The organism is Flavobacterium lotistagni, assembly GCF_011392125.1.
Classification (GTDB): Bacteria; Bacteroidota; Bacteroidia; order Flavobacteriales; family Flavobacteriaceae; genus Flavobacterium; species Flavobacterium lotistagni.
The window spans coordinates 57,018-76,059 of the sequence record NZ_JAAJBU010000002.1 but is presented as its reverse complement, the minus strand read 5'-3'; the positions used below and the strand labels follow the sequence as shown (position 1 = coordinate 76,059).

General features: G+C 43.7%; 17 protein-coding genes. 7 read left to right on the top strand and 10 right to left on the bottom strand.

Translation table 11 applies throughout. From position 1 onward, the window contains the following. Nucleotides 1–32 precede the first annotated feature (32 nt). Nucleotides 33–1,646, top strand: coding sequence for an alkaline phosphatase PafA (gene pafA, locus G4D82_RS03160; RefSeq protein ID WP_166334422.1), 1,614 nt, complete (start codon nt 33–35; stop codon nt 1,644–1,646). A 2-nt stretch (nt 1,647–1,648) separates the two neighbouring features. Next, nucleotides 1,649–2,887, top strand: a complete 1,239-nt coding sequence (locus tag G4D82_RS03155) for a T9SS type A sorting domain-containing protein (protein WP_166334420.1) — start codon at nt 1,649–1,651, stop codon at nt 2,885–2,887. Here the strand turns inward: G4D82_RS03155 and G4D82_RS03150 are convergent, their stop codons facing one another. Then, entirely contained in the window at nt 2,888–4,159 is a 1,272-nt protein-coding gene (locus G4D82_RS03150) for a T9SS type A sorting domain-containing protein (protein WP_235924293.1), read from the bottom strand. A gap of 173 nt (nt 4,160–4,332) precedes the next feature. On the opposite strand from G4D82_RS03150, the gene G4D82_RS03145 reads away from it, so the two are divergent. Further along, nucleotides 4,333–4,719 (top strand): YegP family protein, encoded by a 387-nt coding sequence (locus G4D82_RS03145; RefSeq protein ID WP_166334418.1) that lies wholly within the window; start codon nt 4,333–4,335, stop codon nt 4,717–4,719. Nucleotides 4,720–4,817: 98 nt separating this feature from the next. On the opposite strand, the gene lysA is transcribed toward G4D82_RS03145, so the two are convergent. After that, nucleotides 4,818–6,020 (bottom strand): diaminopimelate decarboxylase, encoded by a 1,203-nt coding sequence (gene lysA, locus G4D82_RS03140; protein WP_166334416.1) that lies wholly within the window; start codon nt 6,018–6,020, stop codon nt 4,818–4,820. Nucleotides 6,021–6,196: 176 nt separating this feature from the next. Here lysA and G4D82_RS03135 point away from each other — a divergent pair, with 176 nt between their 5' ends. Both G4D82_RS03135 and sucC read left to right on the top strand, forming a co-directional pair. Further along, nucleotides 6,197–6,574: a T9SS type A sorting domain-containing protein gene (locus tag G4D82_RS03135; protein WP_166334414.1), complete on the top strand. Its 378-nt coding sequence runs from the start codon at nt 6,197–6,199 to the stop codon at nt 6,572–6,574. A 214-nt stretch (nt 6,575–6,788) separates the two neighbouring features. After that, nucleotides 6,789–7,985 (top strand): ADP-forming succinate--CoA ligase subunit beta, encoded by a 1,197-nt coding sequence (sucC, locus tag G4D82_RS03130; RefSeq protein WP_166334412.1) that lies wholly within the window; start codon nt 6,789–6,791, stop codon nt 7,983–7,985. A gap of 344 nt (nt 7,986–8,329) precedes the next feature. On the opposite strand, the gene G4D82_RS03125 is transcribed toward sucC, so the two are convergent. Genes G4D82_RS03125 through G4D82_RS03115 form a run of 3 tightly spaced genes read right to left on the bottom strand, consistent with a single transcriptional unit; the run spans nt 8,330 to nt 10,067 of the window. Continuing rightward, nucleotides 8,330–8,794 (bottom strand): DUF1569 domain-containing protein, encoded by a 465-nt coding sequence (locus G4D82_RS03125; RefSeq protein WP_166334410.1) that lies wholly within the window; start codon nt 8,792–8,794, stop codon nt 8,330–8,332. Beyond that, a complete protein-coding gene (locus G4D82_RS03120; RefSeq protein WP_166334407.1) occupies nt 8,794–9,225 on the bottom strand; it encodes a DUF1456 family protein in 432 nt (143 codons plus the stop codon). Before G4D82_RS03120 ends, G4D82_RS03125 begins: the two co-directional genes overlap by 1 nt. Nucleotides 9,226–9,263: 38 nt before the next feature. Further along, nucleotides 9,264–10,067, bottom strand: coding sequence for an alpha/beta hydrolase (locus G4D82_RS03115; protein WP_166334405.1), 804 nt, complete (start codon nt 10,065–10,067; stop codon nt 9,264–9,266). A gap of 344 nt (nt 10,068–10,411) precedes the next feature. On the opposite strand from G4D82_RS03115, the gene G4D82_RS03110 reads away from it, so the two are divergent. Further along, on the top strand, nt 10,412–10,813 hold the full coding sequence (locus G4D82_RS03110; RefSeq protein WP_166334403.1) for a TerB family tellurite resistance protein: 402 nt from the start codon (nt 10,412–10,414) through the stop codon (nt 10,811–10,813). A gap of 99 nt (nt 10,814–10,912) precedes the next feature. On the opposite strand, the gene uvrB is transcribed toward G4D82_RS03110, so the two are convergent. Then, nucleotides 10,913–12,904, bottom strand: coding sequence for an excinuclease ABC subunit UvrB (uvrB, locus tag G4D82_RS03105; protein ID WP_166334400.1), 1,992 nt, complete (start codon nt 12,902–12,904; stop codon nt 10,913–10,915). A 554-nt stretch (nt 12,905–13,458) separates the two neighbouring features. Further along, nucleotides 13,459–14,040, bottom strand: coding sequence for a GDP-mannose pyrophosphatase NudK (nudK, locus tag G4D82_RS03100; protein WP_166334398.1), 582 nt, complete (start codon nt 14,038–14,040; stop codon nt 13,459–13,461). 147 nt (nt 14,041–14,187) lie between these two features. Here nudK and G4D82_RS03095 point away from each other — a divergent pair, with 147 nt between their 5' ends. Beyond that, complete coding sequence (locus tag G4D82_RS03095) at nt 14,188–14,844, top strand: hypothetical protein (protein ID WP_166334396.1); 657 nt, start codon at nt 14,188–14,190, stop codon at nt 14,842–14,844. A 120-nt stretch (nt 14,845–14,964) separates the two neighbouring features. Here G4D82_RS03095 and G4D82_RS03090 read toward each other — a convergent pair whose 3' ends face one another. From G4D82_RS03090 to G4D82_RS03080, 3 genes are all read right to left on the bottom strand, one after another. Further along, nucleotides 14,965–15,627 carry a thiamine diphosphokinase gene (locus tag G4D82_RS03090; RefSeq protein ID WP_166334393.1) on the bottom strand — a complete coding sequence of 221 codons (663 nt, stop codon included), beginning with the start codon at nt 15,625–15,627 and terminating at the stop codon, nt 14,965–14,967. An 80-nt stretch (nt 15,628–15,707) separates the two neighbouring features. Then, on the bottom strand, nt 15,708–16,532 hold the full coding sequence (locus G4D82_RS03085) for a DUF4249 family protein (RefSeq protein WP_166334391.1): 825 nt from the start codon (nt 16,530–16,532) through the stop codon (nt 15,708–15,710). 5 nt (nt 16,533–16,537) lie between these two features. After that, nucleotides 16,538–18,922, bottom strand: coding sequence for a TonB-dependent receptor (locus tag G4D82_RS03080; protein WP_166334389.1), 2,385 nt, complete (start codon nt 18,920–18,922; stop codon nt 16,538–16,540). Between the last annotated feature and the right edge of the window lie 120 nt (nt 18,923–19,042).

The following is a 19,042-nucleotide window of genomic DNA, read 5'->3' as shown; positions in this document are numbered from 1 at the left end:
ATTTGTAAGCGGTTAACTTAAAGGCCTTTTTTATGAAGAAATTACTTTTCGCTTTGTGCTTGACTTCGGTCGTAATGGCGCAACAGCCACGCCCAAAATTGGTGGTCGGTATTGTGGTAGACCAGATGAAAATGGAATACCTCTACCGCTTTTCTGGTGATTTTTCCAGCAACGGTTTTAAAAGACTGATGAACCAAGGCTATACATTTACCAATACGCATTACAATTACTTACCGACATACACAGCGCCGGGCCACGCTTCGATTTATACCGGAACCACTCCCGCAATTCACGGAATTGTCGGCAACGAATGGTTTTCCAGAAGCACTTCCAAAGAACGGTATTGTACCGATGATGAAGCGGTCGAAACTTTGGGTGAAGGCACTAAAGGAGAAGGAAAAATGTCACCCAGAAACCTGCTATCAACCACCATCACAGATGAACTTCGGCTTTCGACCAATTTTAAAGGAAAGGTCGTTGGGATGAGTTTAAAAGACCGCGGTGCTATTTTGCCTGCCGGACATTTTGCCAATTGGGCTTTTTGGTACAGCAAAACCGGCAATTTCATATCGAGTACCTTTTACGGAAAAGCGTTGCCAGAATGGGTAACGGAGTTCAACAAAGAAAAAAATTACGAAACCTTCCTCAATAAGCCATGGCAACTTCTCAAACCTTTGGAAACCTATAACGAAAGTTTGCCCGACGACAATCCGTACGAAGGCAGGCTTTATAAAGTAGACAAACCGGTGTTTCCCTATGACTTGAAGAAGTTATATGCGGCCAACGATGCCGGCGTTTTGCGCACCACGCCATTCGGAAATGATTTCTTGGCCATGTTTGCCAAACGAGCCATTGAAAAAGAAGAGTTGGGTAAAGATAACATAACGGATTTTCTGGCGGTGAGTTTTTCCTCAACCGATTACGTGGGTCACATTCTCGGGCCACGGTCGATTGAATTGCAAGACACTTATTTACGTCTGGATCAAACCATTGCCGATTTGCTAGTTTTCCTAGACAAAAGCGTCGGGAAAGACAATTACTTATTGTTTCTAACTGCCGATCATGCCGGAGCCGAAAATGCCAAATTTCTATCCGACAACCAATACGACGTAAAACCGATTGAACCCAAAGAAATTGCTAAAGGTTTAAGACTGTTTTCAATCGATACCTTCGGCGAAGATTTGGTGTTGAATTATTCTAGCTTTAACGTATTTTTCAACCGCGACAAAATCAAATCTAAAAACCTAGACTTGGCTACTGTAAAACGAACCTTTAAGGAATATTTAATGACTCAGCCGCAGGTGAAAAGAGTTTATACCGAAGAAGAAATTCTTGCCGACAGTGGCAACGATTACCATTTGCATTGTATTGCTAGAGGTTATGATGTTAAGCAAAATGGCGATTTGGTCTTGATTGACCAACCGGGTTTCATCGAGTATGGCGCCACTGGAACTTCGCACGGAACGACTTATAGTTACGACACGCACGTTCCGCTCATCTTCTACGGTTGGAACATTCCCCCGGGAAGTACCGCCGATAGAAAAATCATTACCGAAATCGCCCCGACCATTGCGCTAAAAATTGGGATTACTTTACCTAACGGCACAGAGTCTGAAGTCTTGACTGAGATTATTAATACCAAATAGGCATGATCAGGTTTTTGAATGTTTGCTTGGCTTTATTATCAGTTTTCAATCTTCAGGCACAAGCTTGGCCAGCCTCACCGTGGACCAATGGTATCAATCTGACTAATATCATGGATGCCGCTGGAGTTAATGATTTGAGCGGGCTGCATTTTAATCCTGTAAACAATCGGTTGTATGCCGTGCAGAATGATGGTCGTGTTCGGGTTTTGCAATGGAATGCTATTGCCAGTGGTTTTACCCAAATCGCCAATAAAACTATTGAAGGTGGTCCAGAAGGCATTACCCAAGCCAATCTTTCCGCCAACGAATTCTATACGATGGATGAGAACAATTACGAAATCCGTCGGTATACTTACACGGCTAATTTTTCTTCGGTTACAGAATTTAAACATTGGAATTTGCTCAACGCGCCATCGCCCATGGAAGATACCGGAAATACCGGCCCGGAAGGCATCGTGTTTGTACCCGACAGTTTTTTGAGTGCTGCGGGTTTTATCAGCGAGCAAACCGGTCAATTGTATACTTCTACCAAAGGTTTGGGCGGTTTGTTTTTTGTGGCGCATCAAGACGGTGGTTATGTTTGGGTTTTCGATGTAAATCCGAACACGAACAATGATTTTGCATACGTCGGCAAGTACAAAACCAGTCGCGAAGAAAGCTGTGATTTGGCTTTTGACCGAAGCACCGGTTTGTTATATATACTGCACAATATTTCAGGAAACAATAAACTCGAAGTCACGAATTTGTCGTCGGGTATGATTAGCGGAGAAAGGAAATTTGCTGTGACCAATGAGTTCAATATTCCCGATACGTTTGATGCGAATGACAACATAGAAGGTTTTGCGCTAGTGCCGAAATGTGAAACCAATTCCATAGCCGGCGCGTGGCTGTGCCGCGATGTTGGGAACAATGATGAAAGTTCGATTTTGCAGAGTGCCTTGCGCTGGTTCCATCCGTTTGAGGCAGCCGGTAATTGTACACCATTGGCTGCTGTTGATTTTACTAAAGCTGAAGTTCAACTTTACCCCAATCCTGTCAACGACGAATTGACGGTTTCAAACCTCGGAACCGAGCCTACGCATATTAGGATTTACAATAATCTAGGCCAATTGATGGTGCAAAAAGAAAACCAAAGCCAGACGACCTTGGTTTTAGAAACAACCTATTTACAATCGGGAATTTATATGCTGGAAATTAAAACTGACGCTCTAGTAAGAACCTTGAAATTTCTGAAGCAGTAACTATTTTTTAATAATTTTTTCAGCTTGTTCGCCCGAGTCGTTGTGCAAACTCAAATAGTAAGTTCCGGCGGGATAAGGAAACGGAAAGCTATAATTTTTTTTCCCCGCTGAAGTAATTCTTTCTGTTTTGAATTCCGTAATCCATTTGCCGTTGTTGTCAAAAAGCCTTAAGATGATATGATCGGCACTTTTAAAATTAACATTGAATTCCAATTGATTGCCCACCGGATTGGGCGCTATGTGCACTTCAAGCTTTTCTCTTTCGGCATTTCCCGAAGGATGAGTAGTGCCTAGATTTTCATCGGAGAATTTATAGATTCCATTGCCAGCACAATATGCCAGATTTTCATCAAAAAACTGAATTCGGTTCAGACTGCCGCCAAAACCGGTGTTAGTCCAAGTATTGCCCGCATCAAAGGTTTCGAGAAATCCGGTGTGATGTCCGCCCATCCAGCCATGATTTTCAGTATTGAAACCTACCGCTTGAATATCGGTATCAGGCACTTCTTTTGAAACCCAGTTTTGGCCGCCATCAACAGATTTTACCAATTTGCCATTCAGAGGCGCCATTGACTCTACCGAGCCGAACATGATTTCCGGATTAGAGAAAAGGCGTTGTAATTTCCAAACCCATTCGCCATTGATTCCGGTATGGTAAATTTCGGTCCAACTTGCGCCACCATTAGTGGTTTTGAGAATCACGCCACCGTTGCTGTTGCCGCCAGAAGCAAAGCCAGTATTTTCATCGACGAATAAAACTTCCACCAAACTTTCGGCATAAGCACTCATATCGATAAACTGCCAAGTGGCGCCGCTGTCAACAGATTTGATAATATAAGCCGGACCGAAATAAGTTCCGCAACCGTAAATGGTATGCGTGCCCACCGCGTCAAGCCCGCAAATTACGTCGTTGGGTTCTTCATTTCCGTTAGCGGGCACAACATTGTTAACCAAAGTCCAGTGATTTCCGCCATCATTGGTTTTGTAAAAACCGCCGTTTAGTGTGCCGAGAAAGCCTACATTCTCATTGAGGAATTCGATATTACGGATGTAGATATCGCCCAAATCCAGTTGTAATTCCCAATGGGCACCACCATCCTGAGTTTTGTAAACGAAGCCTCCGCTACCGGCTGCCCAACCCAAATTCGGATTCAAGAAAAACACATCGTCATACCTAGAACCATTAGATTCTGGTAAGATTTCTTGCCAAGTAGGTTGTGCCCATAAACCAGCACTAAGGCCTAAAGCTAGCGTGAGTAATTTTGTTTTCATACTTAGTTTTTTCAATAAAAGTAATATTTTTTTCAAATGAAAATCGGGATTTAAAGCATTAATAATGATTAGAATAGAATCGTCATTTTCCTGTAAATTAAGTTCCTGTTGATAATTTCCGACGAACATTTTTTCGGATATGTTTAGTTTTGGCGCATTATAAAAACACACTTTTGGGAACATTCGTCATCAGCAAACGCGACAACGGAGATTATAAATTCATCTTCGCCACCCGGCGCGGCAAGACTATTTTTACGAGCATCAGCTACAAACAAAAATCAGATTGTGAAAAACTCATTGGCGGGTTCCAACAACATTTTGAATTGTTTGCGATAACCAAAATTCGTAATGCAGGCGGGAAATATTTTTTCAGGCTTTCGAAAGACGGTTTTATTTTGGCCAATAGCCGAAAGTATACCACCGAACTCTTGATGCTCAAAGGAATCAATGAAATAGCCCAACACATTCCCGCAGCCGAGGTGCTCGATTTTTCTGAAAACGATTCGATTTTTCCCGAAGCGGATTTGGTGTTTGCCGAAACAGAAGAAGCCAACAAATAGCAATCTTCGACCTATTAACTGGAAATCCAAAAAAAAGAAAAGCAACAATAGAAAGTGTTCCATACCACTTTGCGACTTCGCGGCTTTGCGAGCTTTTTTTAATCCAACAGAATCTGGTTTCGCAGCAAATCCTCAAAAGTTTCGCGCTCCCGAATCAGGATGCCTTTACCGTCTTTGAATAAAACTTCCGCAGGTTTATAACGCGAGTTGTAGTTGGATGCCATCGTAAAACAATAAGCACCGGCATTTCGGAAACAAAGTATGTCGCCTTCGGTAATTTCGGCAATTCTGCGATTATTGGCAAACGTATCGGTTTCGCAGATGTAGCCGACTACGCTGTAAAAACGTTCTTTTCCTTTGGGGTTGGAAATGTTTTCGATAGCGTGCTGTGAGCCGTAAAACATCGGACGGATTAAATGGTTGAAGCCGCTGTCGATGCTAGCAAAAACCGTTGAAGTCGTTTGTTTGACTACATTCACTTTAGCCAGAAAAAAGCCGGCTTCGCTAACGATGTACTTTCCGGGTTCGAAAGCTAAGGTCAAGTCGCGGCCGTATTCTTTTTCAAAAGCGTTGAAACGTTTGCTGAGCTTTTGGCCAAATTCTTCAATGTCGGTTTCGATGTCGCCTTTTTTGTACGGTACTTTAAAACCACTACCAAAGTCAAGAAAATCCAATGTTTTGAAATGTTTTGCGGCGTCGAACAAAATCTCTGATGCGTATAGAAAAACTTCAATGTCGAGAATGTCCGAGCCGGTATGCATGTGAATGCCATTGATGTGCATGCCTGTATTTTCTACGATGCGCAACAGATGTGGCATTTGGTGGATAGAAATTCCGAATTTGCTATCGATATGGCCGACCGAGATATTGGTGTGTCCGCCTGCCATCACGTGCGGATTGATGCGGATACAAACCGGAACCCGCGGATGCTTGGTGCCGAAATGTTCTAATACGGAAAGATTGTCAATATTGATTTGAACACCTAAAGCGGCGGCTTCTTCAATTTCTTCAAACGAAACGCCATTTGGGGTAAAGATAATTTGCTCAGGAGCAAAACCGGCGTACAACCCGAGCCGTACTTCTTGAATCGAAACCGTGTCAAGGTTGGCCCCGATAACTTTCATGTATTGCAACACCGCTACATTAGACAAGGCTTTTACGGCATAATTGATTCTCACGCGCGCTACTTTAGAAAAGCCATTTTTCAATCGGTCGTATTGCGATTTGATTTTCGCTGCGTCGTAAACGTATAGCGGGCAGCCGAATTCTTGGGCTAAAGCGAGCAATTCTTTGGGTTGCATAAGTGTGGATTTTTGACAAATCTATTGTTACAATCGTTGGTTTGCAAATAATTACAAGAGAATTTAACCTTCAAACGTTTTCGTAAAATCTTAAGGAAAATTTAAGCTGTTAAAGTTTGAAGTATATCGACGAAATACAAAAAATATCGTTTATTTGCATCGACTTCCAACAAAGTATGAGAAAACTTATTGTCTTTTTATTGTTTTCGGTGGCTGGCCTACAAGCGCAGGAAATGTCTCGATTGACTGATGCATCTATCGAAGCCGTAGATAGTGAAGCGCCAATTGGGCTTGACCTGATGGGCGGCAACAAAGAAGGCGTAACCGTATATCCGAATGCCGACAATGACCACATCTTGATTTCGGTGGCCGGTAAAAGAAGCGAGCGCAAGTCGATTTCGATTTCTGATTTTTCTGGACGGATTGTTTTGCAAACACCAAAGTCAGCAGAGAATACTTATTTGGTGGATGTTTCGGGCTTGAAAAAAGACTTTTATATCGTGGAGGTTTATTCCGGTGGCAAAGTGTATCGCAAGAAGTGGTTGCGCAGTTAATTGCCTGATTTTTTTAGCTGTTTTTTCTTTTGGAAACTAGTGCCCTAGCCCCGATAGCAGCGGCACCCTTTTGCCGCTTTCTTTAAGCGGGAAAAGGTAGAGCGGATAGCGGGAAACAGCTTCAAAAAAACTTCCAAATAAAAACCCATTTTGCCCGTCTAGGTTTGATTGATTTTATTATTTTTGTGACACTTTAAAGTCAAATTACTACAAAATGGACATACACGAATACCAAGGAAAAGAAATTCTAGCCAGTTACGGAGTAAAAGTACAACGCGGTCATGTGGCCAACAATCCTCAGGAAGCGGTAGCTATGGCTAAGCAACTCACTGCAGAAACCGGAACCGGATGGCACGTCATTAAAGCACAAGTACATGCAGGCGGGCGCGGAAAAGGCGGCGGTGTGAAGCTCGCTAAAAACCTACAGCAAGTAGAAGAATTGGCAGAACAAATCATCGGCATGCAGCTCATTACGCCACAAACTTCGGCGGAGGGTAAAAAAGTACATAAAGTGCTCATTGCCGAAGATGTGTATTATCCTGGTGAGAGTGAAACGTCTGAATTCTATATGTCGGTACTACTTAACCGTGGCAAAGGCCGCAACATGATCATGTATTCTACCGAAGGCGGAATGGATATCGAAGAAGTAGCCGAAAAAACCCCGCATTTGATTTTCACCGAAGAAATCGATCCGGCGGTTGGTTTGCAAGCTTTTCAGGCGAGAAGAATTGCGTTCAACTTAGGTTTATCAGGCGCAGCGTTCAAAGAAATGACGCAGTTTGTTCCGGCTTTGTATAACGCTTACGTGGGTTGCGATGCGACGATGTTCGAAATCAATCCGGTTTTGAAAACTTCGGATAACAAAATCATTGCAGTTGACGCTAAAGTGAACCTTGACGACAATGCTTTGTACCGTCACCCGAAATATGCTGAAATGCGCGATATCCGTGAGGAAAACCCAATCGAGGTAGAAGCCAAAGCTGCCGGTTTGAATTACGTAGACCTTGACGGAACCGTAGGTTGTATGGTGAACGGAGCCGGACTGGCCATGGCGACGATGGATTTGATTAAATACGCCGGTTTCGAGCCAGCGAACTTCTTGGATGTTGGAGGAACTGCTGATGCGAAACGTGTCGAGTTGGCCTTCAGAATCATCTTGAAAGACCCGAACGTAAAAGCGATTTTGATCAACATTTTCGGAGGAATCGTGCGTTGCGACCGTGTAGCACAAGGGGTTATCGATGCTTACAAAAACATGGGCGATTCTATTAAAGTGCCGATTATCGTTCGTTTGCAAGGAACTAACGCAGAGTTGGCCAAAGAGATGATCGACAATTCAGGCATGCCGATTTTATCTGCGGTGCAATTCCAAGAAGCTGCAGACCAAGTGAAAAAAGCTTTGGGTTCTTAAACAGCATCCCATAATTATAAATGAAATCCCAGGTACCGCAGTGCTTGGGATTTTTTTATGCGAACACTTACAGTTTGGATAGGGCCAAACAGAGCGATATGGTTTTTTTGAATGAGAAGCCGGGAACCTGCTGTGCGCTACAATCTTTTACTTCGAACCCCGAAGCAAAAGGATTTTCACTTCCATCAGGGCTAGGGTTTTAGTAAAGATCAAGAACATTGTTTTTTAAATGAAAATTAGGCCTAGTACCTGAAGTCCACTGGACTTCCTCCTCTTAATATCAAATCATCAGGGCTAGGGCAGTAGCGTAGAGAATATATTTTTCGTTTTTAAATCGGCCTTACTTAAGGAATTGACTTGATGATGTCGTCAATAATTTTCAAATGGTGCTGAGTATGCAAAGCGATGAACTTTTTGGAGCGTTTTAAATCGAGCATTCCAAAAATCGGGTGCTTGAAGAATTTTTTTGCATCGAGGTGATCCAAAGCCAAAACGGCAGCCTTAGCTTTTTCGAATTCTTGTTCAAATTCGGTCGGAGTCATATCCTCTGAGGGAATTACCGATTGTGGCGATTTGGCTTTCCCACGCGGGATTTGGTTCATCAGAAAAACAATACTGCGGGTTTTGTTGAATTGCCAGCGGTATTGCTGCGGATCAGAATGCTGGATTGCGCCAGAAATTTGGTAAATGACTTTCAGACTATGGGCAATATGCCAAGCCACTTCCCGTTCAGAAACCTTCACATTCGCGGCTTCTCTGTATGGCATTTTATGCTCGAGCTGAACCAATAAACGATGCAGTGTTTCCATTAGGATTTCTTTTTCTTGCCGTTGTTGAATTTCACTTTCTCGACTACTTGAATTTTCTGAGCTGGTTTCTTGTCGGCCAATTTTTTCTTGAACTCTGGTTTGAACTTGGAATCGGGTTTGGGCTTTTCAGTTTTCGGTTTTTCCGATTTAAAAGGTTTGGGTTGGGCTTCCTGACGGTGAACCGCAATCACGTCGTTGGGGTTTTTCGGGTTTTCTTTCGTTCCGCGCAGGTAAATCACCAATCCGTTTAGAAAGTTGCGTAGCACCTGATCACCACATTCCATATAATTCGGATGGTCGGCGTTGCGGAAAAAATTGCCAATCTCGCCTTTAGACATTCTAAAATCCACCAATTGAAGAATGTCTACAATCTGGTCATCGCGCAACATCAAAGCCACGCGGAGCTTCTTAAAAATATCGTTATTATTCAACTCTAATTATTCATTATTAATTATTAATTGTTCATTAACTAAAGAAGCCAAAGATAAGCATTTACAAATCCGTCGCGCCATAATTTTTCATTGTGTTGTCCGCCTTTTACAATCACTTTTTTATTGAGCATTTTGCACGCGCAGCGTTTGGTATTCACCAGATATTCTATTCTATTCAAATCGCGAATCATGTCGTCGTCGCCCTCGTTGTCGCCGCAAAGGAAATACACTTTGGTCTTGAATTTCTTTGTTTTTTCCAGCATTTCGGTAATGCCTTGTCGGTTGATCCAGAATGCTGGCGAGAAAACCCCGGCTTTGCCAAAAACTTCCGGGTATTTTAAAACCGCATAAAAGGAAGTCAAGCCGCCCAAAGAACTGCCCATGATGGTCGTGTGTTTTGCGCCAGTTTTGGTGCGGTACTTTTTATCGATTTCGGGTTTGAGTGTCTTGACGATAAAATCTAGGTAAGCATCTGCTTTGCCCCCGCCGTGTTTTTCATTTTTAAATGGCGTAAGCTCTTCGAGGCGTTTTTCATTTCCATGTTCGATACCGACGACAATCACCTGCGCGTTGAGGCTGTCGAGTTTTTCATCAACGTTCCATTCGCCACTAAACGAAGTTTTGGCATCGAACAAGTTCTGCGCATCGTGCATATAAATCACCGGATATTTTTTTTTGGTTGATGATGCGTAATTTTTGGGCAAGTAAAGCCAGATTTTTTTGGTGGTTTGCAATTGCGGCACTTCGAGCGTGAAAGTCGAGACTTGTGGCGAAGCAGTATGTTCTTGTGCTATCGCGGTTGCGGAAAACAAAAGGGCAATGAGTAAGCGAATCGGTTTCAATTTTTTTTCTGGTGAAGATAGGAAAAAGTTGCTAGTTGTTAGTTGATGGTTGTTGGTTCGTTTACGGAAATATATACTGTTTTTTTGAATTGGCTTTTACAATACAGTCTGATGGCTCTTTCATGCTGATGGCTGATAGCTGTAAGCTGATTGCGCCCGACGCCCGACGACCGACGATCGCCAACCATTCTCTCGCGTGAGGGATGGCAGCATTTGTTTGAGCTCTTTTTGCGCTGGCGTTCAGCGTAAAAAAGCGAGTGCGAACAGCCCGACCCTTGGGGCACGCCCAAAATCTGATGATGGTCGAATTGATTTTTTTCTAAATTAGCGCCAAATTCCAGACGATGAATGCCTACGAAGAAAAACTGAATTTACTGGCTGAAATGGTGTCGTTTGCCGTGGTCGATGGGAAACTGCACCCTCGCGAACTGCAATTTCTGACCCTTGTGGCCGACGAACTTCAAATTGCGCCCGAGGATTTTAAACAACTGTTCCATCAGGAATCGTATCCGGTAGTGATTAAGTCGCATTTTCAGCGCATCCAACAATTTTACCGGCTGGCGTTACTAATGCATTGTGACGGTATTTTGCACGAGCGCGAACGAAAGGCAATCAACGAAATTGGCGTAACTATGGGCCTGAATCCGCATGCTGTCAAACGCGTTTTGCAAGCCATGGAAATTTCACCCACGGGCATGATTGCGCCGGAATTTTTACTAGAGGTTTTTCAGGAGCAGAGTAATTAGCTGTCAGCTCTCAGCTTTTAGCTGTATGGTTGAGTAGTGAAATTAAGGGCTAATGACAACTTGATATAAGCTGACCGCTGTCTGCTGACCGCAGTTAGCTTACCCCAACTGCCCTTGCAACGCCTTAATCTCATCCCTTAATTTCGCCGCTTGCATAAAATCTAAATCTTTAGCCGCTTTTTCCATGGCTTTGCGTTTGTCTCGGATGCGTTTTTCGACTTCCGTTTTCGATAAGTATTCTACGGCTGGTTCCGCTGCTTTGGGCGCTTGGTAGCCGAGTTCTTGATCGACCAGCGGGACTTTGGTAAAGGCACTTTCGATTTTTTTGTTGAGCGCCATCGGAGTGATGTTGTTTTCGGTGTTGAAGTTGATTTGCTTGGTTCTGCGGTAATTGGTTTCGTCAATGGTTTTCTGCATACTGTCGGTGATTTTGTCGGCATACATGATGGCTTTTCCGTTGAGGTTTCGCGCGGCGCGTCCAATAGTTTGCGTGAGTGAGCGGTGGCTTCTGAGGAAACCTTCTTTGTCGGCATCGAGTATCGCAACGAGTGAAACTTCGGGTAAATCCAAACCTTCACGCAAAAGGTTGACTCCAATCAGTACGTCGAATATTCCTTTGCGCAAATCCTGCATGATTTCAATGCGTTCGAGTGTATCGACCTCCGAATGGATATAGCGACAACGAATGCTCACTTTGGTCAAGTACTTCGCGAGTTCTTCGGCCATTCTTTTGGTCAAAGTCGTCACCAAAACACGTTCGTCTATTTCGGCGCGTTGCTGGATTTCGTCAATCAAATCGTCAATTTGGTTCAAGCTAGGCCTAATTTCAATTACCGGATCGACCAAACCGGTAGGCCGAATCACTTGCTCAACATAAACGCCGTCGGTTTTTTGCAATTCATAATCGGCTGGTGTGGCCGAAACGTAAATCACTTGGTTCTGCATCGATTCGAATTCCTCGAACTTCAACGGTCGGTTGTCCATCGCGGCGGGCAAACGGAAACCATATTCCACGAGGTTTTCTTTGCGGCTTCTATCGCCACCATACATCGCGTGTACTTGTGACAGCGTCACATGGCTTTCATCAACGACCATCAAATAATCTTTCGGGAAATAATCCAGCAAACAGAACGGGCGCGTGCCGGGCAAACGACCGTCCAGATAACGCGAATAGTTTTCAATGCCCGAGCAGTAACCGAGTTCGCGGATCATTTCCAAATCAAAATTAGTGCGTTCTTCTAAGCGTTTAGCTTCAAGGTTTTTCCCGATTTCGTTGAAATAAGTGACTTGTTTAACCAAATCCTGCTGGATTTCCCAAATGGTGTTTTGCAGCACATCGGGCGAAGTCACAAACATATTGGCCGGATAAATATTGAGCTTATCGTATTGCTCGATGACTTTAGAAGTTTTGGTGTCGAAGCTTTCAATCTGCTCAATCTCATCACCAAAAAAGTGAATCCGGAACGCATCGTCGGCATAACTCGGAAACACTTCTACGGTATCGCCTTTAATGCGGAAATTTCCCGGATTGAAATCCGCTTCAGTCCGTGAATACAAACTTTGCACGAGCATATGTAAAAGTTTCGTTCTAGAAAGCACTTGGTCGCGCATCAAACTGATCACGTTTTTCTGAAACTCGACCGGATTTCCAATACCGTACAAACAAGAAACCGAAGCTACAACCAGCACATCGCGACGCCCGGAAAGCAAAGAAGAAGTCGTACTCAAACGCATTTTTTCCAACTCATCGTTAATCGATAAATCTTTTTCGATGAACACACCGGTCACGGGCATAAAGGCTTCCGGCTGGTAATAGTCGTAATAAGAAACGAAATACTCGACGGCATTGTGCGGAAAGAACTGCTTGAACTCCGAATACAACTGGGCTGCGAGTGTTTTGTTGTGCGCCAAAACCAAAGTCGGCCGCTGGATTTCCTGAATCACATTGGCAATGGTAAAAGTTTTTCCCGAACCGGTCACACCCAGCAAAGTCTGGAATTTCTCGCCGTCGAGCACACCACGAGAGAGTTTTTCAATGGCTTGCGGTTGGTCGCCTTTGGGTTGGTAATCGGAGATAACTTGGAATTTCATGGTTCAGTTGTAGGTTGTAAGTTGTAGGTTTTGTTTAGTGGAATTTATGGTCAACAGGTGTGCTGTAGTAGCATTTAAATTGAAATGCGAAAGTACAAATTTCCGTAATCTAACCGACAATCGACAAAGGTCAACCGATAACTTTTATTTGAAGCCGGGAACCTGCTTTCCGCGCTACACGGTAGCTAGCTCCAATCAGGGCTAGGGGTTCAGGGTAATCAGGTAATTTAGGTGGAATTTGCTGTCAGCTATTAGCTTTCAGCCATCAGTCGTCGGTCGTTGGTCGTCAGTCTTCGGGATTCAGTTGTGAGTTGATGGGTTTGTGCTGAATTAGCGGTGTCTGATTAGCTGTCAGCTTTTAGCTGTTAGCTGTTAGCCTGAGCTCTGGAATCAAAGGCGAACAAGCATTTTAATCTAAAAAAAAAAAAAATGAACTTCAAAAAAATAAGGTTCGATTTTCCGTAAACAATCTAGCAGCGCAGCGGTCTACACGAAGTGCCTCTAAAAAAAGTCAACTTTCCGTAATCTCACCCACAACTCACAACAAAGACCTGTCAGACCAATCTGTTAATTTTAGCATATTGCAGCAACATAATCGTTTTGGCATCTTTGATTTCACCGGTCGCAATCATGTGGTATGCTTCTTCAAAACCAAATTCGAGTACTTCTATATTTTCCTGTTCGTCCGCCACGCCGCCGCCTTCGGCAATTTTCATGTCTTTGGTGTATTCACCGACAAAAAAATACACGATTTCCGTTACCGAACCGGGCGACATATAAACTTCAAATATTTTTTTTACATCGCTCACCAGATAACCGGTTTCTTCTTCGGTTTCGCGCCGGATACAATCTTCGGGGTTGTCGTGTTCGAGAACGCCCGCGCAAGCTTCGATGAGCATTCCGGTTTCGTTCCCGTTTAGGTAAGTGGGCATTCGGAATTGCCGTGTCAGAATGACCGTTTTGTTAGCTTTGTTGTAGAGTAGGATAGTAGCACCGTTGCCGCGGTCGTAGGCTTCACGCACTTGAGTTTCCCAACTCTGGTCTTTTTTCTGGTAGTCAAAAGTGATTTTTCGTAGCGTATACCAATGATCGGCAAGCACTTCAGTATTGGTAATCTTAATTTTTGGATGGGTCATGGAATTGTTGTTTCAAAGTTGAAAGATAACGAAAGTACTGCTTGAAAATTGCCAGTAGAAGAAATGATAAAAAAAAGATAAAATGCGTTTACAACCCACCAAAAGCTATAATTTTACCGCCGAAATCCAAATGGTTTTTACTTAAAAATGAGTCAGTTCACTACAATAAAATTACTATGGTCAGGTTGGGCTTTTTTGGCTTTTTCGACGGTGGCTTTAGCACAAAGTGAATTCTTGAACCCTTCCAATTCGATTGCGCCTCAAGGTAGCGGACTCAGCACTCCAAAAGTATTCAAGCCATCGGTTTTCTCTCCAAGCGCCAAGCCGAACAACAATAACAATTCGTCGATACTCGAAGACAAAAAACTCCAGTTTGTCAAGAACAACCAGTTCGCTAATCCGGGCGATTCTTACAAAGAAAAGCTCAACAACAATCTCAAAGAAGGCGGGCAGGACAACAAAATTTTTCGCAAGAACGAATATTTCGGCGAGTTCATAATCAAAGCAGACCACGTGAAAATCACTTACCGCGATTTCGGTGAAGTCGATGGCGACCAAATCAAATTGTTGGTCAACGGCCGCGAAATGGTGACCGATATTACTTTGCTGGGTGAATTCAGAACCTTCACTCTCGGTTTAGAAAAAGGCTTTAACAAAGTAGAATACGAAGCCATTAATGAAGGTTTCTCCGTACCGAATACGGCAGAATTCCAGATTTTTGACGATGAAGGGCAGCTGATTACAGCCGGGCAGTGGTATTTGGCGACCGGTTTTCGCGCGCAGTTTATGTTGATTCGCGAGTAGTCGTCAAGTGCTTGTTGGTCTTTGATTCCAGCATTCGATCGGATAGCTGTCAGCTTAAAGCTTAATTCCACAGTACGAAACTGACAAACGACAACCCATAACTCAAAAACCTACAACCCATTAATCCACACATTCCATCAAAAGCAAATCGCCTTCGTAGTGGCTGATTGTCACCATGCCGTCTGTTGCAACGCGATTGCTGTTTCCGCTGCGATAACCCATTTGAAGCGATTCGTCGTGTAGCGGATAAACCAAATTATCTGTAGTCACACCATGCACTTGGCCAATCGGAATCAGCGAAATCATAGTGTCTTTCGGATACCATTTTTGGAAATAGCGCGGCAGTAAGTGAATTTTAGAATGGTCGTCGTGGATGACGATTTTCAAATGCTCTCGGTAACGCACGATATTGCTGATGTTGTTCATCGTATGGTCGGCGCGTTTTCCGGTCGCCCAAATCACGTTGACCGCAGGTATTTTTCGGGCAATCAAGTAATCAAAAGCTTTTTCGAGATCGGTTTTGTTTTGGTCGGGCGCGTGAACGATTTCTATCGGGTATTGTTCTTTGACCCATTCCTCGGGCTGGAACCCGCGGTCGAAATCCCCGAGCAGCACATCAACTTTAATGTTGCGCTTGATTACCCGCCGAATCGCAGCATCTAAAACAATAACTAGTGGCGACCATTCGAGCAATTGCCCGAGCAATTCGTCGTGGCAGCTAGCTCCGTTGGCTATGATTAGCGCGGGTTCTTGGTCGTCGCGGACAATGTGGTGGGAAGACACTTTTTAAATAATAATGAATAATTAATAATGAATAACTAGAGTGGAATGCAATATAAAAATTATTCATTATTAATTATCTACTACTGGATGGTGTAAGTTTGCGTGTCTACTTCGCTGAGCCTGAAAAAACCTAGTGCGTAGTTGTCGAAATTGGTTTGGTTCACGATATTGCCTCGAACCGTTGCCGGTGGTGATTGAAATGGCCCGCCATTATTGCTTCCGGCTACACTGAGCAAAATATTCATGTAATTGTAAGACGAACGCGAAATACCGTAATGTGTAATTTCTACCACATCGCCTGCGCTGAGATCGTCGTTGTCTGTGATGCTGTAAAAGGTGTTGCCGTTGTAGAAGCGGTCTTCATCTACGTAATAATCGACTTTGGCGCGGTTGGAATATTTAAAGCGGTACATATAATAATTTTCCTCTAGCGCCGGATCGTTGAAAGTGCTGCGCAACTCGATGTCTTCGCCGAGGATGCCACCATCGTTTTTCTGGATTACTTCTTGAATCGGCGCGACAGATTTGAGCGTTTCAGTAGCCGTATAAGTTTGGCCGCCACTGATGACTGTGAGCGTATACGTTTCGTTAATTTGCGGGATGAAATTCGTGCAAACATATTCTCCGGTGCCAGGAATTTCAATGAAATCGAAGGTGGTGTTCAAGCTGTTTTTGATGTAAACCGTAGCATTAGAAACTACCGGAACCGTGGTATTGTAATAACCGGTTGTGGTGGTAAGTTTGATTTTCTGCTGGTCGCCCGCGGTGCCTTTGTACCAGTTGATGCCCGCGTCAATGACCAATCTTGGTGCTTCGGTGTCCAGTGGTACATCGATGACTTCTTCGCAACTCTGTACTAAAAAAGCTAAGATAAAAATCGGGAGTATGGCTATATATTTTTTCATGATGTCTAGAATTTAAAGTTATAACTCACTGCTGGGATGAATCCGAAAATGGAAGTTCTGACGGCTTCGTTTCGTCCGGTATCGACATTTTCTCGGAAGGTGATCGAAGCGGCATTTTTGCGTCCGTAGAGGTTGTAAATACTGAACACCCACTCGCCTTTCCAATTGCGGTTGGCGTTTTTGCGCGGCGTCAGTGTGGCCGAAATATCGAGATGGTGGTACAATGGCAAACGGTTACCGTTTCTCAAGCCGTAGCTCGGCACGTTAATTTCTTCGATGCGATAATAGCTTCTCGGATAAGTGACCGGTTGCCCGGTTTGCAGGGTGAAATTGGCCCCAAAACTCCATTTCTTGGTCAAGACGTAATTGCTGGTAACGGCTAAATTGTGGGTTTTGTCGTGCAGTGAATTGTACCACTGTCCGTTATTGATTCCGGTTTCAGCCGTCGTTCTGCCAGGCGTTTGTTGTTGCGATTTAGACAAAGTATACGAAATCCAGCCGGTGAGTGCGCCTTCGTTTTTGCGCAGCATCATTTCTAGTCCGTAAGCGCGCATACGACCGTTGAGAATAACTTGCTCAATGGCTTCATTTGCAATAAGGTTGGCACCGTCGATATAGTCGATACGGTTTTTAATTTTCTTGTAGAAAGCTTCTACTTCGAGCGAGTATTTCTCGTTGCTGAAATTCTTGAAATAACCCAAAGCGACTTGGTCGGCCAATTGTGGTTTGATGAACTCGTCACTTGGTGTCCAGACATCCAGCGGTGTTGGAGAGGATGTATTCGAGAGCAGTTGCAGGTATTGTACCATGCGATGATAACTGGCTTTGACCGATTGGTTGTCATCTATTTGATAGGCAATAGAGGCACGCGGTTCAAAGTTGGCGTAGCTTTTAATGACTTCATTTTTTCCGTAATGGACCGAGCCGGTCGGTGTGGCTTTTTCGTATATCTGTTGCTGTTGGTTGAACACTACAGGATTATTGTCTGCGTAGGTGTTGATGCTGGATTCGCCCATGCGGTAGAACAAACTGTAACGCAAGCCGTATGACAGTGAGATTTTTTTCGACACATTTTGTTCCACATCGATATAAGCTGCCGGTTCTAGCGCGGTTTTCTTTTCGAGTTGTTCGTAAAGTATAGCAGATTGACTCGAAAGCGGTTTGACTGTGCCCGGATTGAAGTCATAATAAATCGCATTTACCCCATAATTGAGTTTGAAATTGTCGGAAATGTAGTTCTTGAAATCGTATTTGATGTTATAGTTTTTGATGCCTGATTCCCATCGCAAGTCGATAAATCCTAAGTCCAATCCGTAATAATAATCACTGTAAATTAAAGACAGGTTCGAGAATAATTTATCGGAAAACAAATGATTCCAACGCAAATTAAATGTCGCATTGCCATACGTATTAGAGAAACTTTTCTGGATGCTGAACACATCACGACCAAAATAACCTGAAAGGTAAAGGTTGTTGTTGTCGTTGAGTTTGTACGACAATTTGGTGTTCAAATCATAAAAGTAAGCCGTGTTATTTTTTTGTTCTTCGTTGAGTTTGAGAAACAAGTGCGCATACGAAGCACGGCCACCAATCAGGAACGAACCTTTGTCTTTCACGATTGGGCCTTCAGCGAGCAAACGGCTCGAAATCACTCCAATACCGCCATTCATGTGAAAGCCTTTGCTGGAGCCGTCTTTTTGATAGATGTCTAGCACTGAGGAAGCCCGGCCACCGTATCGTGCCGGAATACCGCCTTTATAGAGTTTCAAATCTTTAATTGCATCTGGGTTGAACACGGAAAAGAATCCGAAAACGTGAGACGAATTGAAAATGTTGGCCTCGTCGAGCAAGATTAAGTTTTGGTCTGCCGCGCCACCGCGAACATTGAATCCGGAGGCACCTTCGCCGGCATTAGTGACTCCGGGCAATAACAAAATCGATTTTAATACGTCGACTTCGCCCATTACGACCGGCATTTTCTTGATCGAGGCGATGGAGAGTTTGTTTACGCTCATTTCAGCCTTACGAATGTTGGTGGCTTTGCGGTTGTCGGTGATGACCACTTCCTGCAATTGCTCTTCGATTGCCGAAAGCTTGAAATTGTTTTTGATGTTTCTTTCAAGATTGATGGTTTCGGTTTGCGTCTGGAAACTCATGTAACTTACTTGTAAGGTGTAATTTCCTTTGGGCAGTGTGATCGAATAGAAACCGTATTCGTTGGTGGTGGTTCCGGTTTTGAGCTCTGGGATGAAAACATTAACGCCAATTATGGTCTCGTTGGTTTTGGCGTCGGTAACGGTACCGCTAATGGTGAATTTGTCTTGTGCGAAAGCAATTTGAACCAATAGTAAAAGAAGGAACGTGGGGAAATAAAATAGTTTTTTGGCCATGAATGATTTGATTGTTTGTTTTTTGATTTTTGACCGCAAACGCCTCAAAATATTAGCTTGCGTTTTCGTGTGCCACTAAGACCGGAAGCGTTTAGGTTTGTTACTAACGGAGTTGTTAAA

Coding starts and splice junctions, on each gene's coding strand:
- G4D82_RS03095 (WP_166334396.1), top strand. CDS start 14,188: ATGAGTCAGTTCACTACAATAAAATTACTATGGTCAGGTTGGGCTTTT.
- nudK (WP_166334398.1), bottom strand. CDS start 14,040: ATGACCCATCCAAAAATTAAGATTACCAATACTGAAGTGCTTGCCGAT.
- G4D82_RS03150 (WP_235924293.1), bottom strand. CDS start 4,159: ATGAAAACAAAATTACTCACGCTAGCTTTAGGCCTTAGTGCTGGTTTA.
- lysA (WP_166334416.1), bottom strand. CDS start 6,020: ATGCAACCCAAAGAATTGCTCGCTTTAGCCCAAGAATTCGGCTGCCCG.
- G4D82_RS03155 (WP_166334420.1), top strand. CDS start 1,649: ATGATCAGGTTTTTGAATGTTTGCTTGGCTTTATTATCAGTTTTCAAT.
- G4D82_RS03110 (WP_166334403.1), top strand. CDS start 10,412: ATGAATGCCTACGAAGAAAAACTGAATTTACTGGCTGAAATGGTGTCG.
- uvrB (WP_166334400.1), bottom strand. CDS start 12,904: ATGAAATTCCAAGTTATCTCCGATTACCAACCCAAAGGCGACCAACCG.
- sucC (WP_166334412.1), top strand. CDS start 6,789: ATGGACATACACGAATACCAAGGAAAAGAAATTCTAGCCAGTTACGGA.
- pafA (WP_166334422.1), top strand. CDS start 33: ATGAAGAAATTACTTTTCGCTTTGTGCTTGACTTCGGTCGTAATGGCG.
- G4D82_RS03085 (WP_166334391.1), bottom strand. CDS start 16,532: ATGAAAAAATATATAGCCATACTCCCGATTTTTATCTTAGCTTTTTTA.
- G4D82_RS03080 (WP_166334389.1), bottom strand. CDS start 18,922: ATGGCCAAAAAACTATTTTATTTCCCCACGTTCCTTCTTTTACTATTG.
- G4D82_RS03135 (WP_166334414.1), top strand. CDS start 6,197: ATGAGAAAACTTATTGTCTTTTTATTGTTTTCGGTGGCTGGCCTACAA.
- G4D82_RS03125 (WP_166334410.1), bottom strand. CDS start 8,794: ATGGAAACACTGCATCGTTTATTGGTTCAGCTCGAGCATAAAATGCCA.